Annotated in this window: 12 protein-coding genes, 3 tRNA genes and 1 pseudogene; 7 read left to right on the top strand and 9 right to left on the bottom strand. The window is 73.0% G+C overall.

Annotation, left to right across the window (positions count from 1 at the left end):
• Positions 1-8 precede the first annotated feature (8 nt).
• The 4 genes from ABZ340_RS00655 to ABZ340_RS00670 all read right to left on the bottom strand — a co-directional run bounded on the left by ABZ340_RS00655 (position 9) and on the right by ABZ340_RS00670 (position 2,520).
• Positions 9-1,691, bottom strand: coding sequence for an SWIM zinc finger family protein (locus ABZ340_RS00655; protein WP_358779535.1), 1,683 nt, complete (start codon positions 1,689-1,691; stop codon positions 9-11).
• A gap of 403 nt (positions 1,692-2,094) precedes the next feature.
• Positions 2,095-2,168: transfer RNA gene (locus tag ABZ340_RS00660), tRNA-Ile, on the bottom strand.
• Positions 2,169-2,369: 201 nt separating this feature from the next.
• Positions 2,370-2,442, bottom strand: a tRNA-Asn gene (locus ABZ340_RS00665).
• 5 nt (positions 2,443-2,447) lie between these two features.
• Positions 2,448-2,520, bottom strand: a tRNA-Asn gene (locus ABZ340_RS00670).
• A gap of 183 nt (positions 2,521-2,703) precedes the next feature.
• On the opposite strand from ABZ340_RS00670, the gene ABZ340_RS00675 reads away from it, so the two are divergent.
• From ABZ340_RS00675 to ABZ340_RS00695, 5 genes are all read left to right on the top strand, one after another.
• The gene (locus ABZ340_RS00675) at positions 2,704-3,006 is read left to right on the top strand and encodes a YtxH domain-containing protein (protein ID WP_358779536.1); all 303 of its coding nucleotides are present in this window, start codon (positions 2,704-2,706) and stop codon (positions 3,004-3,006) included.
• Between the two features lie 59 nt (positions 3,007-3,065).
• Positions 3,066-4,520, top strand: coding sequence for an FGGY family carbohydrate kinase (locus ABZ340_RS00680; protein ID WP_358779537.1), 1,455 nt, complete (start codon positions 3,066-3,068; stop codon positions 4,518-4,520).
• A gap of 140 nt (positions 4,521-4,660) precedes the next feature.
• On the top strand, positions 4,661-6,394 hold the full coding sequence (locus ABZ340_RS00685; protein WP_358779538.1) for an ABC transporter ATP-binding protein: 1,734 nt from the start codon (positions 4,661-4,663) through the stop codon (positions 6,392-6,394).
• Positions 6,394-8,322: an ABC transporter ATP-binding protein gene (locus ABZ340_RS00690; protein ID WP_358779539.1), complete on the top strand. Its 1,929-nt coding sequence runs from the start codon at positions 6,394-6,396 to the stop codon at positions 8,320-8,322. The genes ABZ340_RS00685 and ABZ340_RS00690 overlap by 1 nt, the downstream gene beginning before the upstream one ends.
• Before the next feature lie 147 nt (positions 8,323-8,469).
• Positions 8,470-9,969 (top strand): substrate-binding domain-containing protein, encoded by a 1,500-nt coding sequence (locus tag ABZ340_RS00695; RefSeq protein WP_358779540.1) that lies wholly within the window; start codon positions 8,470-8,472, stop codon positions 9,967-9,969.
• 29 nt (positions 9,970-9,998) lie between these two features.
• Here the strand turns inward: ABZ340_RS00695 and ABZ340_RS00700 are convergent.
• The 5 genes and pseudogenes from ABZ340_RS00700 to ABZ340_RS00720 all read right to left on the bottom strand — a co-directional run bounded on the left by ABZ340_RS00700 (position 9,999) and on the right by ABZ340_RS00720 (position 17,407).
• A pseudogene (locus ABZ340_RS00700) lies at positions 9,999-11,406 on the bottom strand (RNA polymerase sigma factor).
• A gap of 141 nt (positions 11,407-11,547) precedes the next feature.
• Complete coding sequence (gene dnaG / locus ABZ340_RS00705; RefSeq protein WP_358779541.1) at positions 11,548-13,455, bottom strand: DNA primase; 1,908 nt, start codon at positions 13,453-13,455, stop codon at positions 11,548-11,550.
• Positions 13,456-13,576: 121 nt separating this feature from the next.
• Positions 13,577-14,842, bottom strand: a complete 1,266-nt coding sequence (locus tag ABZ340_RS00710; RefSeq protein ID WP_358779542.1) for an FAD-dependent oxidoreductase — start codon at positions 14,840-14,842, stop codon at positions 13,577-13,579.
• Positions 14,843-14,984: 142 nt separating this feature from the next.
• A complete protein-coding gene (locus ABZ340_RS00715) occupies positions 14,985-16,274 on the bottom strand; it encodes a deoxyguanosinetriphosphate triphosphohydrolase (protein WP_358779543.1) in 1,290 nt (429 codons plus the stop codon).
• A gap of 269 nt (positions 16,275-16,543) precedes the next feature.
• Positions 16,544-17,407 (bottom strand): sirohydrochlorin chelatase, encoded by an 864-nt coding sequence (locus tag ABZ340_RS00720; RefSeq protein ID WP_358779544.1) that lies wholly within the window; start codon positions 17,405-17,407, stop codon positions 16,544-16,546.
• 258 nt (positions 17,408-17,665) lie between these two features.
• Here ABZ340_RS00720 and ABZ340_RS00725 point away from each other — a divergent pair, with 258 nt between their 5' ends.
• Complete coding sequence (locus tag ABZ340_RS00725; protein WP_358779545.1) at positions 17,666-18,352, top strand: ElyC/SanA/YdcF family protein; 687 nt, start codon at positions 17,666-17,668, stop codon at positions 18,350-18,352.
• A gap of 102 nt (positions 18,353-18,454) precedes the next feature.
• Positions 18,455-20,917 carry a molybdopterin oxidoreductase family protein gene (locus ABZ340_RS00730; protein WP_358779546.1) on the top strand — a complete coding sequence of 821 codons (2,463 nt, stop codon included), beginning with the start codon at positions 18,455-18,457 and terminating at the stop codon, positions 20,915-20,917.
• Positions 20,918-20,945 lie beyond the last annotated feature (28 nt).

A 20,945-nucleotide genomic window follows, 5' to 3' on the forward strand; every position in this document is an offset into this window, starting at 1 on the left:
CACTCCATTCACAGCCCGTAGCGGTCGAGGATGCTCATCAGCTTCCGCCTGCGCTTCAGTTCCGTCCGCAGGCCGGTGAGATACGCGGTGAACGCCTCCTCGGTCCCCAGCGCGCGATGGCAGTCGCGAGCACCCAGCAACAGCCGTGCCAGGTGCTCGTATGCGCGGTCGCCGGTCGGCTCCTTCAGCTGCTCGACCAGCCGCAGGTATACCGCGAGCGCCTCGGACGGACGCGTCCCGCGCGACAGGTCGGCGAGTCGCTCCCACTGCTGGTCGTCGGCCCGGCCGGCCGCCTCCCGCCAGGCGGCGTCCAGGTCGCCGTCGTCGAGCAGTGTGCCGATCAGAACGGTCCCGCCGTACCAACCGCCGCGCTCACGGCGGGCGTCCTCTTCCAGGGCGGCCAGCGCGGATGCTCGCTCGTCCTCCCAGCACTCCGCCGCCCGGGCGGCAGCGCGCAGCTGCCGGTAGGCGGCCAGGGACCGCTCGACACGGAACCGGGCCCGGCGCACCCCGACCACGTCCGCCGACCGCTCCGCCTTCACGTACCGGGCGCACACGTAGTCGGCCAGGCGGCCATCGATGTGCGTCTCGGCGGCGCAGTCCCGCAGTCCGCGCTCCGCCCAGGCCAGCGCCTCGTCCGCGCGGCCCGCCGATTCCAGCTCCTCAGCGATGTGCAGATACGTGGCACCGGACGGGTCGAGGTCCTGTGCATACAGGGCGACCAGCGCGTCGACGTCACCCTCCGCCTTGACCAGACGTTCCATCAGATACCGCTCCGCCCAGCCGGACGGGCTGCGCCGCCGCGCCTCGGTCGCCAGCTGCCGCATGCGGGCCAGCCCACCCGGCCCCAGCACCTCGGCGTAGTCGAGCGGATCCAGATCCGTCACCTCACTGTCGTCGCCGAGTACGTGGTCGACCAGCCACTCGGCCAGCCGCTCCGGGTCGGTGCGCGCGGCTCCGCATGCTTCCAGATGGGCCGCGGCCACCGCGGCCGCGGCCTCCCCGACCACGCCGTCGGAGTCGTCGATCTCCCGATAGGCCTCCCCCAGCAGCCGGATCGCCTCCTCGGCCAGGTCGACCGCGAGCGCCGCTCGCCCGTCGGCGCTCAGGGCGCGCAGTGCGGCCGCCGCCTCTGCCACCTGCCGCGCATACCCGGGGGCATCGGCGTACTCGACATATCCGTAGCGGGCGAAGGGGCGCGGATCGATCAGGGTCATGATCCGGTCCCGGAGCGTATCGAGGTCGGAGTGAGCGGCGGCGGCCCACAGCTCCAGTCGCCTGCGCAGCCGTCGGTCCTCGGCGATCTGCTCCCGCACCAGCGCCAGGAGTTCGTCACGTGACAGCGCCGTGAGCCACGCTTCCAGCCCGGAGGCGCGCGCCTGTGCCACTGCCCGCTGGTGCGGGATCGTCTTCGCCCGCCGCAGCACGGTCAACCCCACGGCCACACAGTGCTTGCAGAAGTTGCCCTCCTGCCCGTAAGGGCAGTCGCACCGTCCCGAGAGCCCGTCGTCCCCGCCGAGGGTGAGCTCCACCTCGTAGACATCCGTACCGTGCACCACTGCGGTGACCGAGCCGTCCCCCACCTCCAGACCGCTCACCGCGTCCAGGTACCCCAGTCCCCTCTCGAACGACCGAGCCCCCGCAAGCGCCCGCAGATCGTCCTCGTCGAACCCCACCGCTTTCCGTGCCACGCCCGCCATTCAACCGCGAGGCGGCAGGTGCGGAATGCGTTCCCCTGCCCCCGTTCGGCCCCGGCCTCGATCTCGCCTGTGTGTTCCCGTTTCGCGGGTCAGACGGGTAGCCGCTGTCGAGCCCTCGCTCCAGATCAGCGATACGCCGCGCCAAGAGCTGCGGCGCCCCGGCGTGCGGAAGAGGCGACAGAGAGCCGAGGCCTCGCGCGACACTTTCCCCCCACGGCACCGATCAGGTGATGCGGCCGATTTCGCCTATGACTCGTATGTCGCCCGCACCGTGTCCCCTGTGTGTCCCCTGGATCTTGGTCTTAGGGAGTGAAGGAGGGCCGCCACGCTGGCGTGGCGGCCCTCCTTCCTGCGTTTCCGCAGATAGAAACGCTTCTGCACCTGTGGTGCCCGGTGGGGCGGGTGGGACTCGAACCCACGGCCGACGGATTATGAGTCCGCTGCTCTAACCGGCTGAGCTACCGCCCCATAGCGGCGTGTCGCGTACATGTGTGCGCGCCGTCTGCCGCAGCATAGCCGCTCATACGATCTCCTGCCTCGGCTGGTCGGCTTCCCGCGGCACCTTCATGACCTTGAGGACTCCGCGGCGCGCCGCGTGGTTCCCGGGGCATGGGGCCGGTCATGGAGCCGGACATGAAAAAGGACCCCGGAGGGTCCTCGTTCAGCATGCTCCCCCGACTGGACTCGAACCAGTAACCTGCCGGTTAACAGCCGGCTGCTCTGCCAATTGAGCTACGGAGGACCGAGCTCCCCCGACTGGACTCGAACCAGTAACCTGCCGGTTAACAGCCGGCTGCTCTGCCAATTGAGCTACGGAGGAATGCCTCGTTGCATCGAACGCACTTGCCTGGGTATTCGCCAGGGGGCGGGCGCTCGCTGCGACACATACATTAGCGCAAGCAGGGGGGTGCTCCGCCAATCGGTACCCGCCGGCACCGATCGCCGCACCGAAGACCGCTGCACAGACCAGGGCAAGGGACCAGGGCAAGGAAGGGTGACCGCCATGCGTTACCGGCTCACGTTCGTCGTCGGACTCGCTGTGGGTTACGTGCTGGGCACGAGGGCCGGACGCGAGCGCTACGAGCAGCTGAAGAAGTCCGCGCGGCGGGTCTCCCAGAACCCCGCCGTGCGCAACACCGCCGAGTCGGCCGCCCAGCAGGGCCGCCAGTTCGCGGACAAGGCGTACCACGTGGTGAGCGACAGGGTCGGCGACCGCATGCCCGACTCCGTCGCCCAGCGGGTGCGGTCCCTGCGGGAGCGCAGCAACGGCTCCGGCGGGGACGACTGGGGCACCAGCAACACCTAGGGGCACCCGGACCCCGCCTGCCGCACGGCGCCCGCGCGCCGTGCGGCAGAATTTTGGGCATGGGGATAGTCGCCGGGTTGGACAGTTCGCCCGATTTCACTCGTATCGTCGTCTGTGACACGGAGACGGGGGCCGTACTCCGGCAGGGATACGCGCCGCACCCGGTGGAGGGCCCCGAGGGCGGGGGCCGTCCCTCCGACGTCGACCCGCAGGCGTGGCTGCTGTCCTTGGGCGAGGCGGCGGCCGGCGGGCTGCTGGAGGGCGTGCAGGCCATCGGCGTGTCGGCGCAGGCGAACGCGGTCGTGCCGCTGGACGCGCAGGGCAACACCGTGCGGCCGGCGATGACCGGCGGGGACAAGCGTGCGCAGGTGGCGGCGGCCGATCTGGTCGACGCGCTCGGGGGGCGCGAGGCGTGGGCGCAGGCCGTGGGCTGTGTGCCGCAGGCCGCGCACGCCGTGACCAAGCTGCGCTGGCTGGCGCGGAGCGAGCCGGAGGCCGCCGCGCGCACCGCCGTCCTGCTCCAGGCCCACGACTGGCTGGTGTGGCAGCTGCTGGGGCGGCCGGTGCGCAGGACCACGGACCGCGGCGGGGCCTCCGGGACCGGGTACTGGTCGGCGGCGTCCGGCGCCTACCGGCCGGACCTGGTGGAGCTGGCGCTCGGGCACCAGGCGGTGCTGCCGGAGGTGATCGGCCCGGCCGACGCGGCCGGTACGACGCCGGAGGGGCTGCTGATCTCCGCCGGGACCGGGGAGACGATGGCCGCCGCCTTCGGGCTCGGGATCGGGCTCGGGGACGCGGTGGTCTCCCTCGGGGCGTCCGGGTCCGTGATGGCCGTGCACGCCGAGCCGCTCGCCGACCAGTCCGGGATGATCACCGCGCTGGCGGACGCGACCGGCATGCACCTGCCGGTCGTCACCACGCTGAACGCCGTACGGGCCCTGCGCGGGACCGCCGAGCTGCTCGGGGTGCCGGATCTGGAGAGCCTGTCCGAGCTGGCGATGAAGTCGACGCCGGGGGCGCACGGGCTGGTGCTGCTGCCCTATCTGGAAGGTGAGCGGACGCCCGCCCTCCCCCACACCGCGGGGACGCTGGCGGGGCTGCGGCGGGAGTCGATGAAGCCGGAGCACCTGGCGCGGGCCGCGTTCGAGGGGATGCTGTGCGGGCTCGCCGACGCGCTGGACGTGCTGCGCGGCCGGGGCGTGGAGGTGCGGCGCATCTTCCTGCTGGGGCCGGCGGCCGAACTGCCCGCCGTGCAGGCGGCGGCGCCGTCGCTGTTCGGGGCGCAGGTCGTCGTGCCGCAGCCCGCGGACTACGCCGCGATCGGCGCCGCGCGGCAGGCGGCCTGGGCCCTCGGGGTGCAGCAGGGCACCCTCGATCCGCACACCCCGCCGGCGTGGCAGGGGGCGGTCGCGCAGGTGCTGGAGCCGGGTGAGGAGCTGGCGGTGGGTCAGGCGGTGCGGCAGCAGTTCGTGACGGTGCGGGAGCAGACCCATCCGGGGGCGTTCCGGCCGTAGGAGGGCCCGTAGGGGGCCGTCCGCGGGGCCGGGGCGGGGTCCTGTTGGGTTAATTCGGTTGAGGTAACGCGGGTGGAGTGTTCGACGATGGGGGCCACGGGCAACCAACCGCCCCTCCCGCCGACTCCGAGAGACCGAGCGTGCTCATACGACTGCTGCGGACCTATCTCAGGCCCTACAAGAAACCCATCGCCCTGCTGGTGGCGCTGCAGTTCCTGCAGACCTGCGCCACCCTCTACCTGCCGACCCTGAACGCGGACATCATCGACAACGGTGTCGTGCACGGCGACACCGGCTACATCCTGGGCCACGGCGCCCTGATGATCGGCATCTCGCTGGCGCAGGTGGTGTGCAACATCGGTGCCGTCCACTACGGCGCGCGCACCGCGTCGGCGCTGGGCCGGGACGTGCGGGCCGCCGTCTTCGACCGGGTGCAGTCCTTCTCCGCCCGTGAGGTCGGTCACTTCGGCGCCCCGTCGCTCATCACCCGGACCACCAACGACGTCCAGCAGGTCCAGATGCTGGCCCTGATGACGTTCACGCTGATGGTGTCGGCGCCGATCATGTGCGTCGGCGGCATCGTGATGGCGCTCGGCCTGGACGTGCCGCTGTCCGGGGTGCTGGTCGCGGTCGTGCCGGTGCTCGGCATCTGCGTGACGCTGATCGTGCGGCGGCTGCGCCCGCTGTTCCGGGCCATGCAGGAGCGCCTGGACACGGTGAACCGGGTGCTGCGCGAGCAGATCACCGGCAACCGGGTCATCCGCGCCTTCGTCCGCGACGCGTACGAAGAGCGGCGGTTCCGGAAGGCCAACGCCGACCTGACCGAGGTGGCGCTGGGCTCCGGCAACCTGCTGGCGCTGATGTTCCCCGTGGTGATGACGGTGGTGAACCTGTCGTCGATCGCGGTGGTGTGGTTCGGCGCCCACCGGATCGCCGGCGGGGGCATGCAGATCGGTGACCTGACGGCGTTCCTCGCCTATCTGATGCAGATCGTGATGTCCGTGATGATGGCCACCTTCATGTTCATGATGGTGCCGCGCGCGGAGGTGTGCGCCGAGCGCATCCAGGAGGTCCTTCAGACGTCGTCGAGCGTGGTGCCGCCGGTGGCGCCGGTCACACGGCTGCGGCGGCACGGGCATCTGGAGATCCGGGGCGCCGGGTTCCGTTACCCGGGGGCGGAGGAGCCGGTGCTCAGGAACGTCGACCTGGTGGCGCGGCCCGGTGAGACCACCGCCGTCATCGGCTCGACCGGCAGCGGCAAGTCCACGCTGCTCGGGCTGGTCCCGCGGCTGTTCGACGCCACCGAGGGGGAGGTGCTCGTCGACGGGGTGGACGTACGGACCCTCGATCCGCGGCTGCTGGCGCGGACCGTCGGGCTGGTGCCGCAGAAGCCGTACCTGTTCGCGGGGACGGTCGCGACCAATCTGCGCTACGGCAACCCGGACGCCACGGACGAGGAGCTGTGGCACGCGCTGGAGGTGGCGCAGGCGAAGGAGTTCGTGGAGCGGCTGGAGGGCGGGCTGGACGCGCCGGTCGCGCAGGGCGGGACGAACGTGTCCGGCGGCCAGCGGCAGCGGCTGGCCATCGCCCGCACCCTGGTGCAGCGGCCGGAGATCTACCTCTTCGACGACTCCTTCTCCGCGCTCGACTACGCCACCGACGCGGCCCTGCGCGCGGCGCTGGCCCACGAGACCGCCGAGGCGACCGTGGTGATCGTCGCCCAGCGGGTGGCGACCATCCGGGACGCCGACCGGATCGTCGTCCTGGACGAGGGCCGGGTGGTCGGCACGGGCCGGCACGAGGAACTGATGGCCGGCAACGACACCTACCGGGAGATCGTGCTCTCCCAGCTCACGGAAGCGGAGGCTGCCTGATGGCCGGGGCTGCGGGGCGGATGATGGCCGGGGGCGGACCCGACCAGCGCTCGATGGACTTCAAGGGGTCGGGCAAACGGCTCCTCGCCCGGTTCCGGCCGGAGCGGGCGACGATCTGGGCCCTGCTGCTGTGCGTGGTCCTCAGCGTCGGCCTGAGCGTGATCGGGCCGAAGATCCTCGGCCGGGCCACCGACCTGGTCTTCGCGGGGATCATCGGGCGGGACATGCCGTCCGGGGCCACCAAGGAGCAGGTCCTGGACGCCATGCGGGAGCGCGGTGACGGGGACGTCGCCGACATGCTGCGCGGCACCGACTTCACGCCGGGCGAGGGCATCGACTTCACCGCCGTGGGGAACGTGCTGCTGCTCGCGCTGGGCACCTTCCTCGTCGCCGGCCTGCTGATGGCGGTGGCGACGCGGCTGGTGAACCGGGCGGTCAACCGGACGGTGTACCGGATGCGCGAGGACGTGCAGACGAAGCTGTCGCGGCTGCCGCTGTCGTACTTCGACAAGCGGCAGCGCGGCGAGGTGCTCTCCCGTGCCACCAACGACATCGACAACATCGGGCAGACGCTCCAGCAGTCGATGGGGCAGCTCATCAACTCGGTGCTGACCATCGTCGGCGTGCTGGTGATGATGTTCTACGTCTCCTGGATCCTGGCGCTGGTGGCGCTGGTGACCGTGCCGCTGTCGTTCGCGGTGGCCACCTGGATCGGCAAGCGGTCGCAGCCGCAGTTCGTGCAGCAGTGGCGCTCCACGGGCAAGCTGAACGCGCACATCGAGGAGATGTACACCGGGCACACCCTGGTGAAGGTGTTCGGGCGGCAGGAGGAGTCGGCGCGGCAGTTCGCCGAGCAGAACGAGGCGCTGTACGAGGCCGGGTTCAGGGCGCAGTTCAACAGCGGGATCATGCAGCCGCTGATGATGTTCGTGTCCAACCTGAACTACGTGCTGGTCGCCGTCGTCGGCGGGCTGCGGGTCGCCTCGGGTGCCCTGTCCATCGGTGACGTGCAGGCCTTCATCCAGTACTCGCGGCAGTTCTCGATGCCGCTGACGCAGGTCGCGTCGATGGCGAACCTGGTGCAGTCGGGCGTCGCCTCCGCCGAGCGGGTCTTCGAGCTGCTGGACGCCGAGGAGCAGGAGCCGGACGCGGTGCCGGCGCAGAAGCCCGAGCGGCTGCGCGGGCGGGTGGAGCTGGAACACGTGTCGTTCCGCTACGACCCCGACAAGCCGCTGATCGAGGACCTGTCGCTGAAGGTGGAGCCGGGGCACACGGTCGCCATCGTCGGGCCGACGGGGGCCGGCAAGACGACCCTGGTGAACCTGCTGATGCGGTTCTACGAGGTGACCGGCGGGCGGATCCTGCTCGACGGCGTCGACATCGCGAGGATGTCGCGGGACGAGCTGCGTGCCGGGATCGGCATGGTGCTCCAGGACACCTGGCTGTTCGGCGGCACCATCGCGGAGAACATCGCGTACGGCGCCGCCCGCGAGGTCACGCGCGGGGAGATCGAGGAGGCGGCGCGGGCCGCGCACGCCGACCGGTTCATCCGGACGCTGCCCGACGGCTACGACACCGTGATCGACGGGGAGGGCAGCGGGGTCAGCGCCGGTGAGAAGCAGCTCGTCACCATCGCGCGGGCGTTCCTGTCCGACCCGGTGATCCTGGTGCTGGACGAGGCGACCAGCTCGGTCGACACCCGTACCGAGGTGCTGATCCAGAAGGCGATGGCCAAGCTGGCGGCCGGGCGGACGTCGTTCGTCATCGCGCACCGGCTGTCGACCATCCGGGACGCGGACACGATCCTCGTCATGGAGAACGGGTCGATCGTCGAGCAGGGGACGCACCGGGACCTGCTGGCGGCGGGCGGGGCGTACGCGCGGCTGTACCGGGCGCAGTTCGCGCAGGCGGTCGCCGAGGTGGACTAGGACCTGGCCGCCGGCCACGTGGACCGAGGGGGCCCTCGCCTTGTTCCCTCCTCGTTCACGTGGCCGACAAGGTGGCCTCATGCCCCCGCAGCCTTCCCCGCCGAACATCTGTTCCTCCGAATCGGCACTCGAGCGGGGGGACTTGAGGTGTTCGAGGCGATCGCCGACTTCTTCGACGGGATGAGCGACGGGCAGATGTGGGCGGGCGCCCTGGTGTGCGCCCTGTCCGCGGCCCTCGCCGCGTTCGGGTTCGACCGGTACCAGGGCTGGCGGCGGATCAGCTGGAGCGAGATCTACAACGGCCCGATCAACAAGCACATCACCAGCCGGCAACCGCCCGGGATGTGGGAGATCCACTGGCAGGGCCGCCAGATCAGCGAGGGCAGCCTGGTCATCCTGGAGGTGCGCAACTCCGGGGTGCAGACGCTCGAACCGGAGCACTTCGCCGTGCCGCTGCACTTCACCTTCCACGGCAGGAAGGTCGTGCACTTCAAGGTGCGCGACACCAACGCCTCGCTGGAGGCGGCGCTGCGCCCGCAGCCGATCTCCCCGGCACGGCCGAGCGACACGATCGGCCTGCCGACGTTCACGCTCAACCGGCGGGAGCGGTTCCGGCTCCTGGTACTGCTGGAGGACGACGGGGGCGGCGCCGGGAGCGCGGCGAAACCCGCCATCACCTCGGACGGGAAGCTGAAGGGCGGGCGGATCAAGCGGACCGCCGGGCGGGCCAGGCGGCGCTGGGCCACCGCGCTGGTCGTGACGGCCGTCGCGGCGTGCGGTCTCGGTGCCGGCGTGTACGCCAACAACCGGAGTCTGGCGCTGGACGCGACCTGCTCGCAGGGCACGCTGGAGGTGGCGGGCTCCAGCGCCTTCTCCCCGCTGGTGCACCAGGTGAAGGAGGCCTACCAGGACCAGTGCGCGGACACGGACGTGGTGCTGCGGGCCACCGGCAGCGGGGACGGGCTGGCCCGGCTGCGGACGAGTCCGACCGCCGAGCGGATCGCCATGGTGGACACCGTGGCCGGGGAGGAGATCGAGCGGCCGGGTCTGGACGCGCACCGCGTCGGTGTGCTCGTCTACGCCGTGGTGGCCCACCGGGACCTGGCGGACCGTATGGACGAGGATCTGTGGGACGAGGGGCTGGACCAGGAGCGGCTCGCGCGGATCTTCACCGGGACGTCCGGCGACGGGACGGTGGCGGTGATCCGCTCCGCCGGGTCGGGGACCCGGGAGACCTTCGACCGGAAGGTGACGGGCAGACAGCCCGCCGAGAGGGTCCCCCGGTGCCGCGACCGCGTCGCCCGCGTGTGTTCGGTGCGGTCCACCATCGAGCTGCTCGACTTCGTCGACCGCACCCCGAACGCCATCGGCTACGCGGAGGCCGGCGCCCTGCCGTTCTTCCCCAACGTGCGGACCGTGCCCATCAACAGCACGCACCCGACCAAGAAGAACGTCCTCAGCGGCGACTACGGCTTCTGGGCCTCCGAGGTCCTCTACACGCGTGAGAACGCCACCGGGCTGACCCGGAACTTCCTCGACTTCCTGCGCAGCCGCGGCGTGTCCAAGCTCCTGGAGGGCCAGGGCTTCCTGCCGTGCCGCGAGCTGACCGGCGCCAGGGACGAGAGGATGCGGTGCGACGCCGGTTAGAGCCCCTTCTGTTCGGGGCTCCGAGCCGGTCAGTCCAGGTAGCCCCGCAGCTGGTCCGCGTAGGCGTGGTCGCGGAGCTTGTTGAGGGTCTTGGACTCGATCTGCCGGATGCGCTCGCGGGTCACGCCGAAGAGGCGCCCTATCTCCTCCAGCGTGCGCGGACGGCCGTCGGCGAGACCGTAGCGGAGCTGGACGACCTTGCGTTCGCGCTCGCCGAGGGTGGACAGGACCGCCTCCAGGTGCTCGCGCAGCAGCAGGAACGCGGCCGACTCGACGGGGCTGGCGGCGTCGCCGTCCTCGATCAGGTCGCCGAGGGCGACGTCGTCCTCCTCGCCGACGGGGGCGTGCAGGGAGACGGGTTCCTGGGCGAGGCGGAGGACCTCGCCGACGCGCTCGGGCGGCAGGTCCAGGTGGGCGGCGACCTCCGCCGGGGTCGGTTCGTGACCGCGTTCCTGGAGCATGCGGCGCTGGACGCGGACGACGCGGTTGATGAGCTCCACGACGTGGACGGGGACGCGGATGGTGCGGGCCTGGTCGGCCAGCGCGCGGGACATGGCCTGGCGGATCCACCAGGTGGCGTAGGTGGAGAACTTGTAGCCGCGGGCGTAGTCGAACTTCTCGACGGCCCGGATCAGGCCCAGGTTGCCCTCCTGGACGAGGTCGAGCATGGTCAGGCCGCGGCCGACGTACCGCTTGGCGACGGAGACGACGAGCCGCAGGTTGGCCTCGATGAGCTGCCGCTTGGCCATCCGGCCCAGGACGACCAGCCGGTCCAGGTCCCCGGCGAGCCGGCTGTCCAGGTCGGGGGTGGTGCTCAGCTTCTCCTCGGCGAACAGGCCGGCTTCCACGCGGCGGGCCAGTTCGACCTCCTCAGCCGCGGTGAGCAGGGGGATGCGGCCGATCTCCCGCAGGTACTGGCGGAACAGGTCCGACGACGGCCCACCGGGCTCGGGACGGACGGGGGGCGCCTCGACGGGCTCGACGGGCTCAATGGGTTCCACCGTCTCGACGGGCTCGGCGGGTTCCAGGGCCTCGGCGGCCTCGGCGGCCTCGGCGGGCTCGACGGGGTCCACGGCCTCGGTGAACCCGGGGATTCCGGCCGCCTGGATCGCCTCGGCGGGCGGACCGGCCGGGACGGGCACCGTCTCCGGCCGCGTCTGCGGATGGTGCACGGCACGGCTCTGCGGGGGGACCGCGAGGAGGACGCCGGAACCGGCGTCCTCCTCCGTGCCGTCGGTACCGATCTCGTGGGTGTGGGTGAGGGTCCGGGTCTGCACGGGGGCGACCTCCAGGATGATCGCTGCCGGGGGTGTACGGCAGCAGTACTTCGGGGCGGAGTCGGCGGCCTCGCCGCTGTCCGTCCCGTCGGCGACGAGGGAACCGCGGGGGTGGGGGACCCACGGGGACGGGCCGGCCGCGCTCCGAGGACTCAGGCACCGGAACCCAGTGTGGAGTACGACACATCGCCGCCACGAGGGGCGTGCGGTGACTTTTTGCGTCCGGTCCGTGACCGGGCGGTGACCGGGGCCGTCCGGTCACGGGGCCGGGCACCGGGGACGCGCAGGGGCGTTTCCCTGGTCAGAGGGCGGCGGCGCCGTGCTCCCGCAGGGCCTGGTCGTACTGCTGGAGTATCCACAGCTCGTTCTGCACGGCGGCGAGCTGGGCCGGGTCGCCGTGGGTGCCCAGGCGGGTGAGCCGGCTCTGGATGTCGCGGATGCGGCGCTCGACGGCGCGGCGGCGGACCGTGACGAGCTGAGCGCCGGCGTAGGTCTCGTCGACCTCCTTGCGCAGCATGATCGCCTCGACCGCCAGTTCGGTGACCATCGCGCGGACGGTGTCGTCGGGGGCGGCCTCGCGGACGCGGACCAGGTAGCCCTGCGGGTCCCGGACGCCCGGTTCGGCGCCGCCGGCGTCCAGGATGGCCTGGCGTACGGCCGCGTAGGGCGGGGCGGTGAACTCGTCGACGCCGTACGCGTCGAAGGCCGGGGAGACCAGCTCGGGGCGCTGGAGGGCGAGCTTCAGCAGCTCGCGCTCGGTGGCGTAGACGGGGTTGCGGAGGTTGAGGGCCGGGCCGCGCGGGGCGGGCCGGTCGGGGACGGCGGCGTACTGCTGCCGGGGGGCGGGCGCGGGCGCGGGGCCCTTGCCGCCGCGGTCGCGGGCCCAGCGGGCCAGCTGCGCCACCCGCTTGACGACGAACTGCGTGTCGAGGATGCCGAGCATGCCCGCGAGCTGGACGGCGACCTCGTGCTGGGCGCCGCTGTTCTTGATGCGGGCGACGACGGGGGCGGCCTCGTCCAGGGCGGCGGCGCGGCCCGCCGGGGTGTCGAGGTCGTAGCGGGAGACGATCTGGCGCAGGGCGAACTCGAACAGCGGCGTGCGCGGCTCGACCAGGTCGGCGACGGCCTCGTCGCCCTTGGCCAGGCGCAGGTCGCAGGGGTCCATGCCGTCGGGGGCGATGGCGATGTAGGTCTCGGCGGCGAACTTCTGGTCGTCCTCGAAGGCGCGCAGGGCCGCCTTCTGGCCGGCCGCGTCGCCGTCGAAGGTGAAGATCACGCGGGCCGAGCCGTTGTCCATCAGCAGACGGCGCAGGATCTTGATGTGGTCGCCGCCGAAGGCGGTGCCGCAGGTGGCGATGGCGGTGCGCACTCCGGCGAGGTGGCAGGCCATGACGTCGGTGTAGCCCTCGACGACGACCGCGCGGGAGGTCTTGGCGATCTCCTTCTTCGCCAGGTCGATGCCGTACAGGACCTGGGACTTCTTGTAGATCGCCGTCTCGGGGGTGTTGAGGTACTTCGGGCCGTTGTCCGCCTCGTACAGCTTGCGGGCGCCGAAGCCGACGACCTCGCCGCCGATGTCGCGGATCGGCCACATCAGGCGGCCCCGGAACCGGTCGATGGGGCCGCGGCGGCCCTCCTGGGAGAGGCCGGAGAGGACCAGCTCCTTGTCGCTGAAGCCCTTGCCGCGCAGGTAGCGGGTGAGGTGGTCCCAGCCCTGCGGGCTGTAGCCGACGCCGAAGTGGACGGCGGCGGCCTGGTCGAAGCCGCGCTCGGCGAGGAAGACGCGGCCGGCCTCGGCCTCGGGGCTGGTCGCGAGCTGTTCCGCGTACCACTCGGCGGCGATCTTGTGCGCCTCGACCAGGCGGATGCGCTCGCCGCGCTGGTGGGCGGGGTTGTACCCGCCCTCCTCGTAGCGCAGGGTGATGCCGGCCTGGGCGGCCAGGCGCTCGACCGCCTCGGAGAAGGAGAGGTGGTCGACCTTCATCACGAACGTGATGGTGTCGCCGCCCTCCTGGCAGCCGAAGCAGTGGAAGAGGCCCTTGCTCGGGCTGACCTGGAAGGACGGCGACTTCTCGTCGTGGAACGGGCACAGCCCCTTCAGGTTGCCGCCGCCCGCGTTGCGCAGCTGGAGGTACTCGGACACCACGGCGTCGATCGGGACCGCGTCCCGTACCGCCTTCACGTCCTCGTCGTTGATCCGTCCTGCCACGCGTGAATTCTACGGGGGCGGTACGACACTCCCGACGGCTCCGGACGGCTCCCGAGGGCTTGCGTGCGGTTCCCGGGGGCTCGCGGGCGGCTCCGGGCGGTCCGGGCCGGGTCCCGGCGGTTCACGGGACCAGGCCGTCGAGGGGGACGTGCGGGTCCGCCAGGGCCTCCGTGTCCACCTGCGCCCGCGAGCGGATCAGCCGCTGGACGGTGTCTGTGACGTCCCACACGTTCACGTTCATCCCGGCCAGCACCCGGCCCTCCTTCACCCAGAACGCGAGGAACTCGCGCTTGCCCGCGTCCCCCCGGATCACCACCTGGTCGTACGTGCCCGGGGGCGCCCAGCCCGAGTACTCCATGCCCAGGTCGTACTGGTCGGAGAAGAAGTAGGGCACGCGGTCGTGGACGACGTCCCGGCCGAGCATGGCGCGGGCCGCCGCCGGGCCGCCGTTGAGGGCGTTGGCCCAGTGCTCCACGCGCAGCCGGGTGCCGAAGAGGGCGTGCGGGAAGGAGGCGACGTCGCCGGCGGCGTGGATGTCGGGGTCGGAGGTGCGCAGCCGTTCGTCGACGGCGATGCCGCCGCCGTGCTCGGGGCCGGCGATCTCCAGGCCGGCCGCCTCGGCGAGGGCGGTGCGCGGGGCGGCGCCGATCGCGGCGAGCACGCTGTGCGCGGGGTGCTCCTCGCCGTCGTCGGTGCGGGCGGCCAGGACCGCGCCGTCCTGGCCGACGATCTCGGTGAGCCGGGCGCCGAAGTGGAAGCGGACGCCGTGCTCGCGGTGCAGCTCGGTGAAGAGCTCGCCCAGCTCGGGGCCGAGGACGCCGTGCAGCGGGGTCGGCTCGGGTTCGATGACGGTGACCTCGGCGCCGTACTCGCGGGCCGCGGCGGCGACCTCCAGGCCGATCCAGCCGGCGCCCGCGATCACCAGGTGGCCGTTGTCCCGGCCCAGCGCGGTCAGGGCGCTCCTGAGGCGCTCGGCGTGCGCGAGGCGGCGCAGGTGGTGCACGCCCGCCAGGCCGGTGCCGGGGACGTCGAGACGGCGGGGTTCGGCGCCGGTCGCCAGCAGCAGCTTGTCGTAGCGGACGACGCTGCCGTCCTCGCCGAAGCGGACCGTGCGCGCGGCGCGGTCGATGGCGTCGACGGTCTGCTCCAGGTGGAGCTCGATGTCGTGGCGCGCGTACCAGGCGGGCTCGTGGACGAAGACGCTGTCGCGTTCCTCCTTGCCGAGCAGGTAGCCCTTGGACAGCGGGGGCCGCTCGTAGGGGTGGTCGCGCTCGTCGCAGATCAGTATCACCCGCCCGGTGAAGCCCTCCGCGCGGAGCGTCTCGGCCGCCTTCGCGCCGGCCAGGCCGCCTCCGACGATGACGAATGTCTGGTCCGCGTCCACCACTTGTCTGCCTCCTCGTCAGGTGCCGCCCCTGCGAGCGTCCCGCACGGAGCGTGATGCGGGAAGAGGGAGTGGCCCGATCAGGCCACGCTCGGTCACGTTCGGGGGCGCTCGCGTCACTCGGGTCGCTCGGCTCCCGCCAGTGTCACGGATGCCCCGTCAGACGGGCGTGAAGCGAGCGGGCGGAGGTGTCGGTGAGGGAGGCGATCTGGTCGACGATCACCCGTTTGCGGGCACGGTCGTCACCGGCCCGGTCGAACAGGGTGCGGAACTGGGGGTCCAGTCCGTCGGGGGCGCGGACGGTGAGCGCCTCGGCCAGTTCGGCGACGACGATCCGCTGGTCGGCGCGGAGCCGGGTCTGCTCGTCGCGCTGCATCACGTACCGGTCGGCGACCGCCTTGAGGACCGCGCACTCCATGCGGGTCCCGCGCGGGACGACCAGTTCGGCGCCGTACCGGGTGAGCCGGCCGCCCCCGTACTCCTGGCGCGTGGCGCCCTCGGCGGCCAGGCAGAAGCGGCCGATGAGCTGGCTGGTGGCGTCCTTCAGGCGGGCCTGGGCGACGGCCGAGCCGTCGTAGCCGTGCGGCCACCACTCCTGGTCCAGGAGCCGGTCGAGGGCGGCGGCGAGCTCCTCCGGGTCGGTGCCGGCCGGGACGTACCGGCCGATCGCGACCTCGAAGACCGCCTGCCGCTCGGGGTCGGCGAGCAGGCAGTTGGGGTCGATGTGGCCGGCGTGCAGGCCGTCCTCGACGTCGTGCACCGAGTAGGCCACGTCGTCGGACCAGTCCATGACCTGCGCCTCGAAGCAGGCGCGGGTCGCGGGGGCGCCCTCGCGGACCCAGTCGAAGACGGGCCGGTCGTCGTCGTAGACGCCGAACTTCGGCGAGGCCGGATCCGTGGGGTGGGCGCCGCGGGGCCAGGGGTACTTGGCGGCGGCGTCGAGGGCGGCGCGGGTGAGGTTCAGGCCGACGCTGACGGGATCGCCGCCGTCCGGGCCGGTGACGAACCGCTTGGGCTCGATGCGGGTGAGCAGGCGCAGCGACTGGGCGTTGCCCTCGAAGCCGCCGCAGTCGTGTGCGAACTCGTTCAGCGCCTCCTCGCCGTTGTGGCCGAAGGGCGGATGGCCCAGGTCGTGGGAGAGGCAGGCGGCCTCCACCAGATCCGGGTCGCAGCCGAGGGCGGCGCCGAGCTCCCGGCCGACCTGGGCGCATTCGAGGGAGTGGGTCAGGCGGGTGCGGGGGCTGGCGTCCCAGGCGGGGCCCCTGGTGCCCGGGGTGACCACCTGCGTCTTGCCGGCCAGGCGGCGCAGGGCCGCGGAGTGCAGCACGCGGGCGCGGTCGCGCTGGAAGGCGGTGCGGCCGGGGCGCTTGTCGGGCTCGGGGGCCCAGCGCTCCACTGACGCGGGGTCGTAGCCGGCGGGAGGTGCGGGTGCCATGGTCCGACAGTAAGCGGCGGGGGTGACAATCGGGTGCCTTCTCGTCCGCCGGGTTCCGGTTCCGGGCGGGCGGGTTCCCTCTTCGGCGAGTTCCGTCTTCGGTGAGTTCTGCCTTCGGTGAGTTCCGTCTTCGGTGAGTTCTGCCTTCGGTGAGTTCCGTCTTCGGTGAGTTCCGTCTTCGGTGAGTTCTGTTTCCGTTGCGCTCCGTCTTCGGTGAGTTCCGTCTCCGGTTGCGTTCAGTCTCCGGTGAGTTCCGTCTCCGGCTTTTCTCAGGCGGCGTCGCGCGCGCCGTCCGCTTCGCATGCCCGGTCGTACCGGTGCAGGATCAGGCGCGCCATCGCCGGGTGCGCCCCCAGGGGTTCCGCCGCCGTCCCGGGCGCCGCTCGCGCGCACTCCGTCGCGAAGCGGCCCGGGGCCGTGAAGTAGGACGCCACCGCTGTGCGGTGGCGGCCCCGGGCGGTCAGGGCCCGGACGGCGGTACGGACCGTGGGGGTCGCCGCGGAGGCGTACGCCGGGGTCACGGGGACGCCGAGGCGTTCGGCGAGGAGGCGGGCGGTGCGGCGGGTGTCGGCGGCCGAGTCGGGGTCCCGGGAGCCGGCCGCGGCCAGCACGACGGCGCTCGCCCGGCGTTCGGCCTCGTCCACGGGCGCGCGCCAGCCGGCCTCGACGAGCCGGGCGTACAGGGTCTCCACGAGCAGCGGGTGCGGGCCGAGCGGGGCGGCCACGCGCGCGCGTACCGGTGCTGCCGCCGCCATCTCGGGGATGTCCCGCTTGACGTGGTAACCACGGCCGAGCAGCAGCGGCACCAGGACCGCGTCCGTGTCACCGCGGGCGGCGAGGGTGGCGAGGGTGGCGGGGAGCAGGGGCTCGTTCAGTTCGATGTGGCCCAGGTGCACCGGCAGTGTGGGGCGCAGGTCGCGGACCCGGTCCAGGAGGGTGCGGACGGTGCTCAGGGCGCGCGGGTCGCGGCTGCCGTGCGCGACGAGGACCAGCGCGGGACGGGCGGGGTGGGGAGCGGGGTGGAGGGTGGGGTGGGTGCCGGTCCGGTCGGTCCGGTCGCCGGTTCGGCGGGTGCGGTGGCTGGTGCGGTGGCTGGTGCGGTGGCTGGTCCGGTTCATGGGGTGCGCCGTCATGCACCGATGGTGGCGGTGGGACGTTGCCTCCCCGTTGCGCGGGCGTGTCGGGGCTTTTCCGGCCGTTCACGGGGCGGGCGAGGGGGTGTGTGAGGCGCCACCGGGTGGGGCGCGGTGCGGTGATGGGGCGCGGGTGCGGTGATGGAGTGCTGTGCGGTGGTGGGTGCGGTGGGGCAGGTCACGTGTTGGGGAGCGAACCGTTCCGCCGGTCCCGGCGTCTGTGACGATCGGACGGCGGATCGGGGAGGGGGCGGTGCCATGCGCCGTGGGAGGATGCGCGGGCCGCGGCTGCCGCGCACCCGTGCGGGGCGGCGGCGGCTGGTGCAGGCGGTCGTGGCCTGCTGTGTGCTGGCGCTGCTCCCGGCGACCTGGCTGCGCCTGGTGACGGACGGCCGGCTGCACACCACCGCCGACGTGCCCCGCACCGAGGTCGCCGTCGTCTTCGGCGCCGGCCTGTGGGAGGGCGAGCCGTCGCCGTACCTGGCGCGCCGTCTGGACGCGGCGGCACAGCTGTATCGCGCGGGCCGCATCGAGGTGGTCCTCGTCACCGGCGACAACAGCCGCGACGACTACGACGAGCCGGACGCGATGCGCGCCTACCTGACCCGGCACGGCGTGCCCGCGGAGCGGATCGTCGGCGACTACGCGGGCTTCGACACCTGGGACTCCTGCGTCCGCGCGAAGAAGGTCTTCGGCGTGGACCGGGCGGTGCCGATCAGCCAGGGCTTCCACATCCGGCGGGCGGTGGCGCTGTGCCAGGAGGCGGGGGTGGCGTCGTACGGCGTCGGGGTCGACGACAGGCACGACGTCACCTGGTACTACGGCGGCGCGCGGGAGGTCCTGGCGGCGGGCAAGGCGCTGCTGGACGCGGTGTTCGAGCCGGACCCCACCTACCTCGGGCCGCGGGAGCCGGGCGTGGCGCGGGCGCTGGAGAGCGAGCGGTGACGGGCGCCTCACGGCGGGGTCCCGGCCGCGGGGAGGTCACCGTCCCGGTGGTGTAACAGGGAGCCGTCCGGGCACGTAACACGCCCGTCGGACGCTGGCGGCATGCAGAACTCCGCGCCGACGCCCACGCACTGCCCGTACTGCGCCCTGCAGTGCGGGATGAATCTGACGCCCGCCGCCGACGGGACGGTGGAGGTGAGCGAGCGCGCGGACTTCCCGGTGAACCGGGGGGCGCTGTGCGGCAAGGGGCGTACGGCGCCGCAGGTGCTCTCGTCGCGGGTGCGGCTGACCTCTCCGCTGGTGCGGTCCGGGGACGGCGCGCTGGTGCCCGCCTCCTGGGAGGAGGCGCTGGACCGGGTCGCGGCGGGCCTCACGCGCGCGCGTGCCGGGCACGGGCCGGACGCGGTCGGCGTGTTCGGCGGGGGCGGGCTGACCAACGAGAAGGCGTACGCGCTGGGCAAGTTCGCGCGGGTGGTGCTCGGCACCTCGCAGATCGACTACAACGGCCGGTTCTGCATGTCGTCGGCGGCGGCGGCCGGCACGAAGGCGTTCGGGCTCGACCGGGGGCTGCCGTTCCCGCTGGAGGACATCCCGAGGACGGGCTGCGTGATCCTCGTCGGGTCCAACCTGGCGGAGACCATGCCGCCCGCGCTGCGGTACTTCAGCGAGCTCCGTGCCAACGGCGGCACTCTGATCGTCGTCGATCCGCGCCGCACGAAGACCGCCGAGCAGGCCGATCTGCACCTGGCGCCCCGGCCGGGGACCGACCTGGCGCTGGCGCTGGGCCTGCTGCACCTGGTGGTGGCCGAGGGGCGGGTGGACGAGGCGTACGTGCGCGAGCGCACGGTGGGCTGGGAGGAGGCGCGGGCGGCGGCGATGGCGCACTGGCCGGAGTACGTGGAGCGGATCACGGGGGTGTCCGTTCCGCAGCTGCGGGAGGCGGTACGGCTGTTCTGCGCGCCGGAGGCGGCCATGGTGCTCACCGCGCGCGGGCCCGAGCAGCAGTCCAAGGGCACGGACACGGTGGGCGCGTGGATCAACCTGTGCCTGGCGACCGGGCGGGCCGGGCGGCCCCTGTCGGGGTACGGCTGCCTGACCGGGCAGGGCAACGGGCAGGGCGGGCGCGAACACGGGCAGAAGGCCGACCAGTTGCCCGGCTACCGCAAGCTGACCGATCCGGCGGCGCGGCGGCACGTGGCCGGGGTGTGGGGGGTGGACCCGGACAGCCTGCCGGGGCCGGGCCGCAGCGCCTACGAGCTGCTCGACGCCCTCGGCACCGACATCCGCGCGCTGCTGCTGATGGGCTCCAACCCGGTGGTGTCGGCGCCGCGCGCCGCGCACGTGGAGGAGCGGATCCGGTCGCTGGACTTCCTCGCCGTGTGCGACGTCGTCCTGTCGGAGACGGCGGCGCTCGCGGACGTCGTACTGCCGGTGACCCAGTGGGCGGAGGAGACCGGGACCACGACCAGCCTGGAGGGCCGGGTGCTGCTGCGACGGCGGGCCGTCACGCCGCCGGACGGGGTCCGCAGCGACTTGGAGGTGCTGCACGAACTGGCCGGCCGCCTCGGCGTGGAGAAGGGCTTCCCGGCCGACCCGGAGGAGGTCTTCGAGGAACTGCGCCGGGCGAGCGCGGGCGGCCCCGCCGACTACTCCGGGATCACCTATCGCAGGCTGGCGGAGGAGAACGGGGTGTTCTGGCCGTGCCCGGCGGCACCGTCGGCGGACGGGGACGGGGACGGGGCCGGAGACGGAGGCGGGGACAGGGACGGAGGCGAGGACAGGGACGGAGGCGAGGACGGGGACGGGGGCAGGGGCAGGATCAGGGGCGAGGGCGCCGGACTCGGCGCGGCGCTCGCGGAGGCCGACGGTGAGGACGCCGGGCTCGACGTGACCCCGGACGACCCGAGCCGCGAGGACACCGGACTCGACACGCCCCCGGACGATCCGGCCCGCAAAGACACCGGACTCGGCGCGGTCCTGGACGCCCCGGCCCGCAAAGACACCGGACTCGGCGCGGTCCTGGACGCCCCGGCCCGCAAAGACACCGGACTCGACACGCCCCCGGACGATCCGGCCCGCGAGGGCGCCGTCGAGGCCGTGCACCCGGGTACGCCCCGGCTCTTCCTCGACCGGTTCGCCACCGAGGACGGCCGGGCCCGGTTCGTGCCCGTCGCGCACCGGCCGGCCGCGGAGGAGCCGGACGACGAGTACCCGCTGCTGCTGACCACCGGGCGGGTGGTGGCGCAGTACCAGTCCGGCGCCCAGACCCGGCGGGTGGCCGAGCTGAACGCCGCCGCGCCCGGCCCGTTCGTGGAGCTGCACCCGCGGCTGGCGGCCCGGCTGGGCGCGGCCGAGGGCGACCCGGTGGCCGTGGTGTCCCGGCGCGGCCGGGCCGTGGCGCCCGCGCGGATCACCGGGGCCATCCGCCCCGACACCGTCTTCATGCCCTTCCACTGGCCGGGCGAGGGCCGTGCCAACACCCTCACCAACCCGGCGCTGGACCCGACCTCGCGGATGCCGGAGTTCAAGACGTGCGCGGTGCGGGTGGAGGCGGTCGAGCCGTAGGCCGTGCGGAAGGCGGAGGGCCGGCGGC

Source organism: Streptomyces sp. NPDC006134 (assembly GCF_040628835.1).
In the GTDB taxonomy this organism is placed as follows: Bacteria; Actinomycetota; Actinomycetes; order Streptomycetales; family Streptomycetaceae; genus Streptomyces.

What these genes read in the sequence shown, in the direction of transcription:
- ABZ340_RS00720 (WP_358779544.1), bottom strand. Translation starts at nt 17,407, where the DNA reads ATGACGGCGCACCCCATGAACCGGACCAGCCACCGCACCAGCCACCGC.
- ABZ340_RS00675 (WP_358779536.1), top strand. Translation starts at nt 2,704, where the DNA reads ATGCGTTACCGGCTCACGTTCGTCGTCGGACTCGCTGTGGGTTACGTG.
- ABZ340_RS00730 (WP_358779546.1), top strand. Translation starts at nt 18,455, where the DNA reads ATGCAGAACTCCGCGCCGACGCCCACGCACTGCCCGTACTGCGCCCTG.
- ABZ340_RS00715 (WP_358779543.1), bottom strand. Translation starts at nt 16,274, where the DNA reads ATGGCACCCGCACCTCCCGCCGGCTACGACCCCGCGTCAGTGGAGCGC.
- ABZ340_RS00690 (WP_358779539.1), top strand. Translation starts at nt 6,394, where the DNA reads ATGGCCGGGGCTGCGGGGCGGATGATGGCCGGGGGCGGACCCGACCAG.
- ABZ340_RS00680 (WP_358779537.1), top strand. Translation starts at nt 3,066, where the DNA reads ATGGGGATAGTCGCCGGGTTGGACAGTTCGCCCGATTTCACTCGTATC.
- ABZ340_RS00725 (WP_358779545.1), top strand. Translation starts at nt 17,666, where the DNA reads ATGCGCCGTGGGAGGATGCGCGGGCCGCGGCTGCCGCGCACCCGTGCG.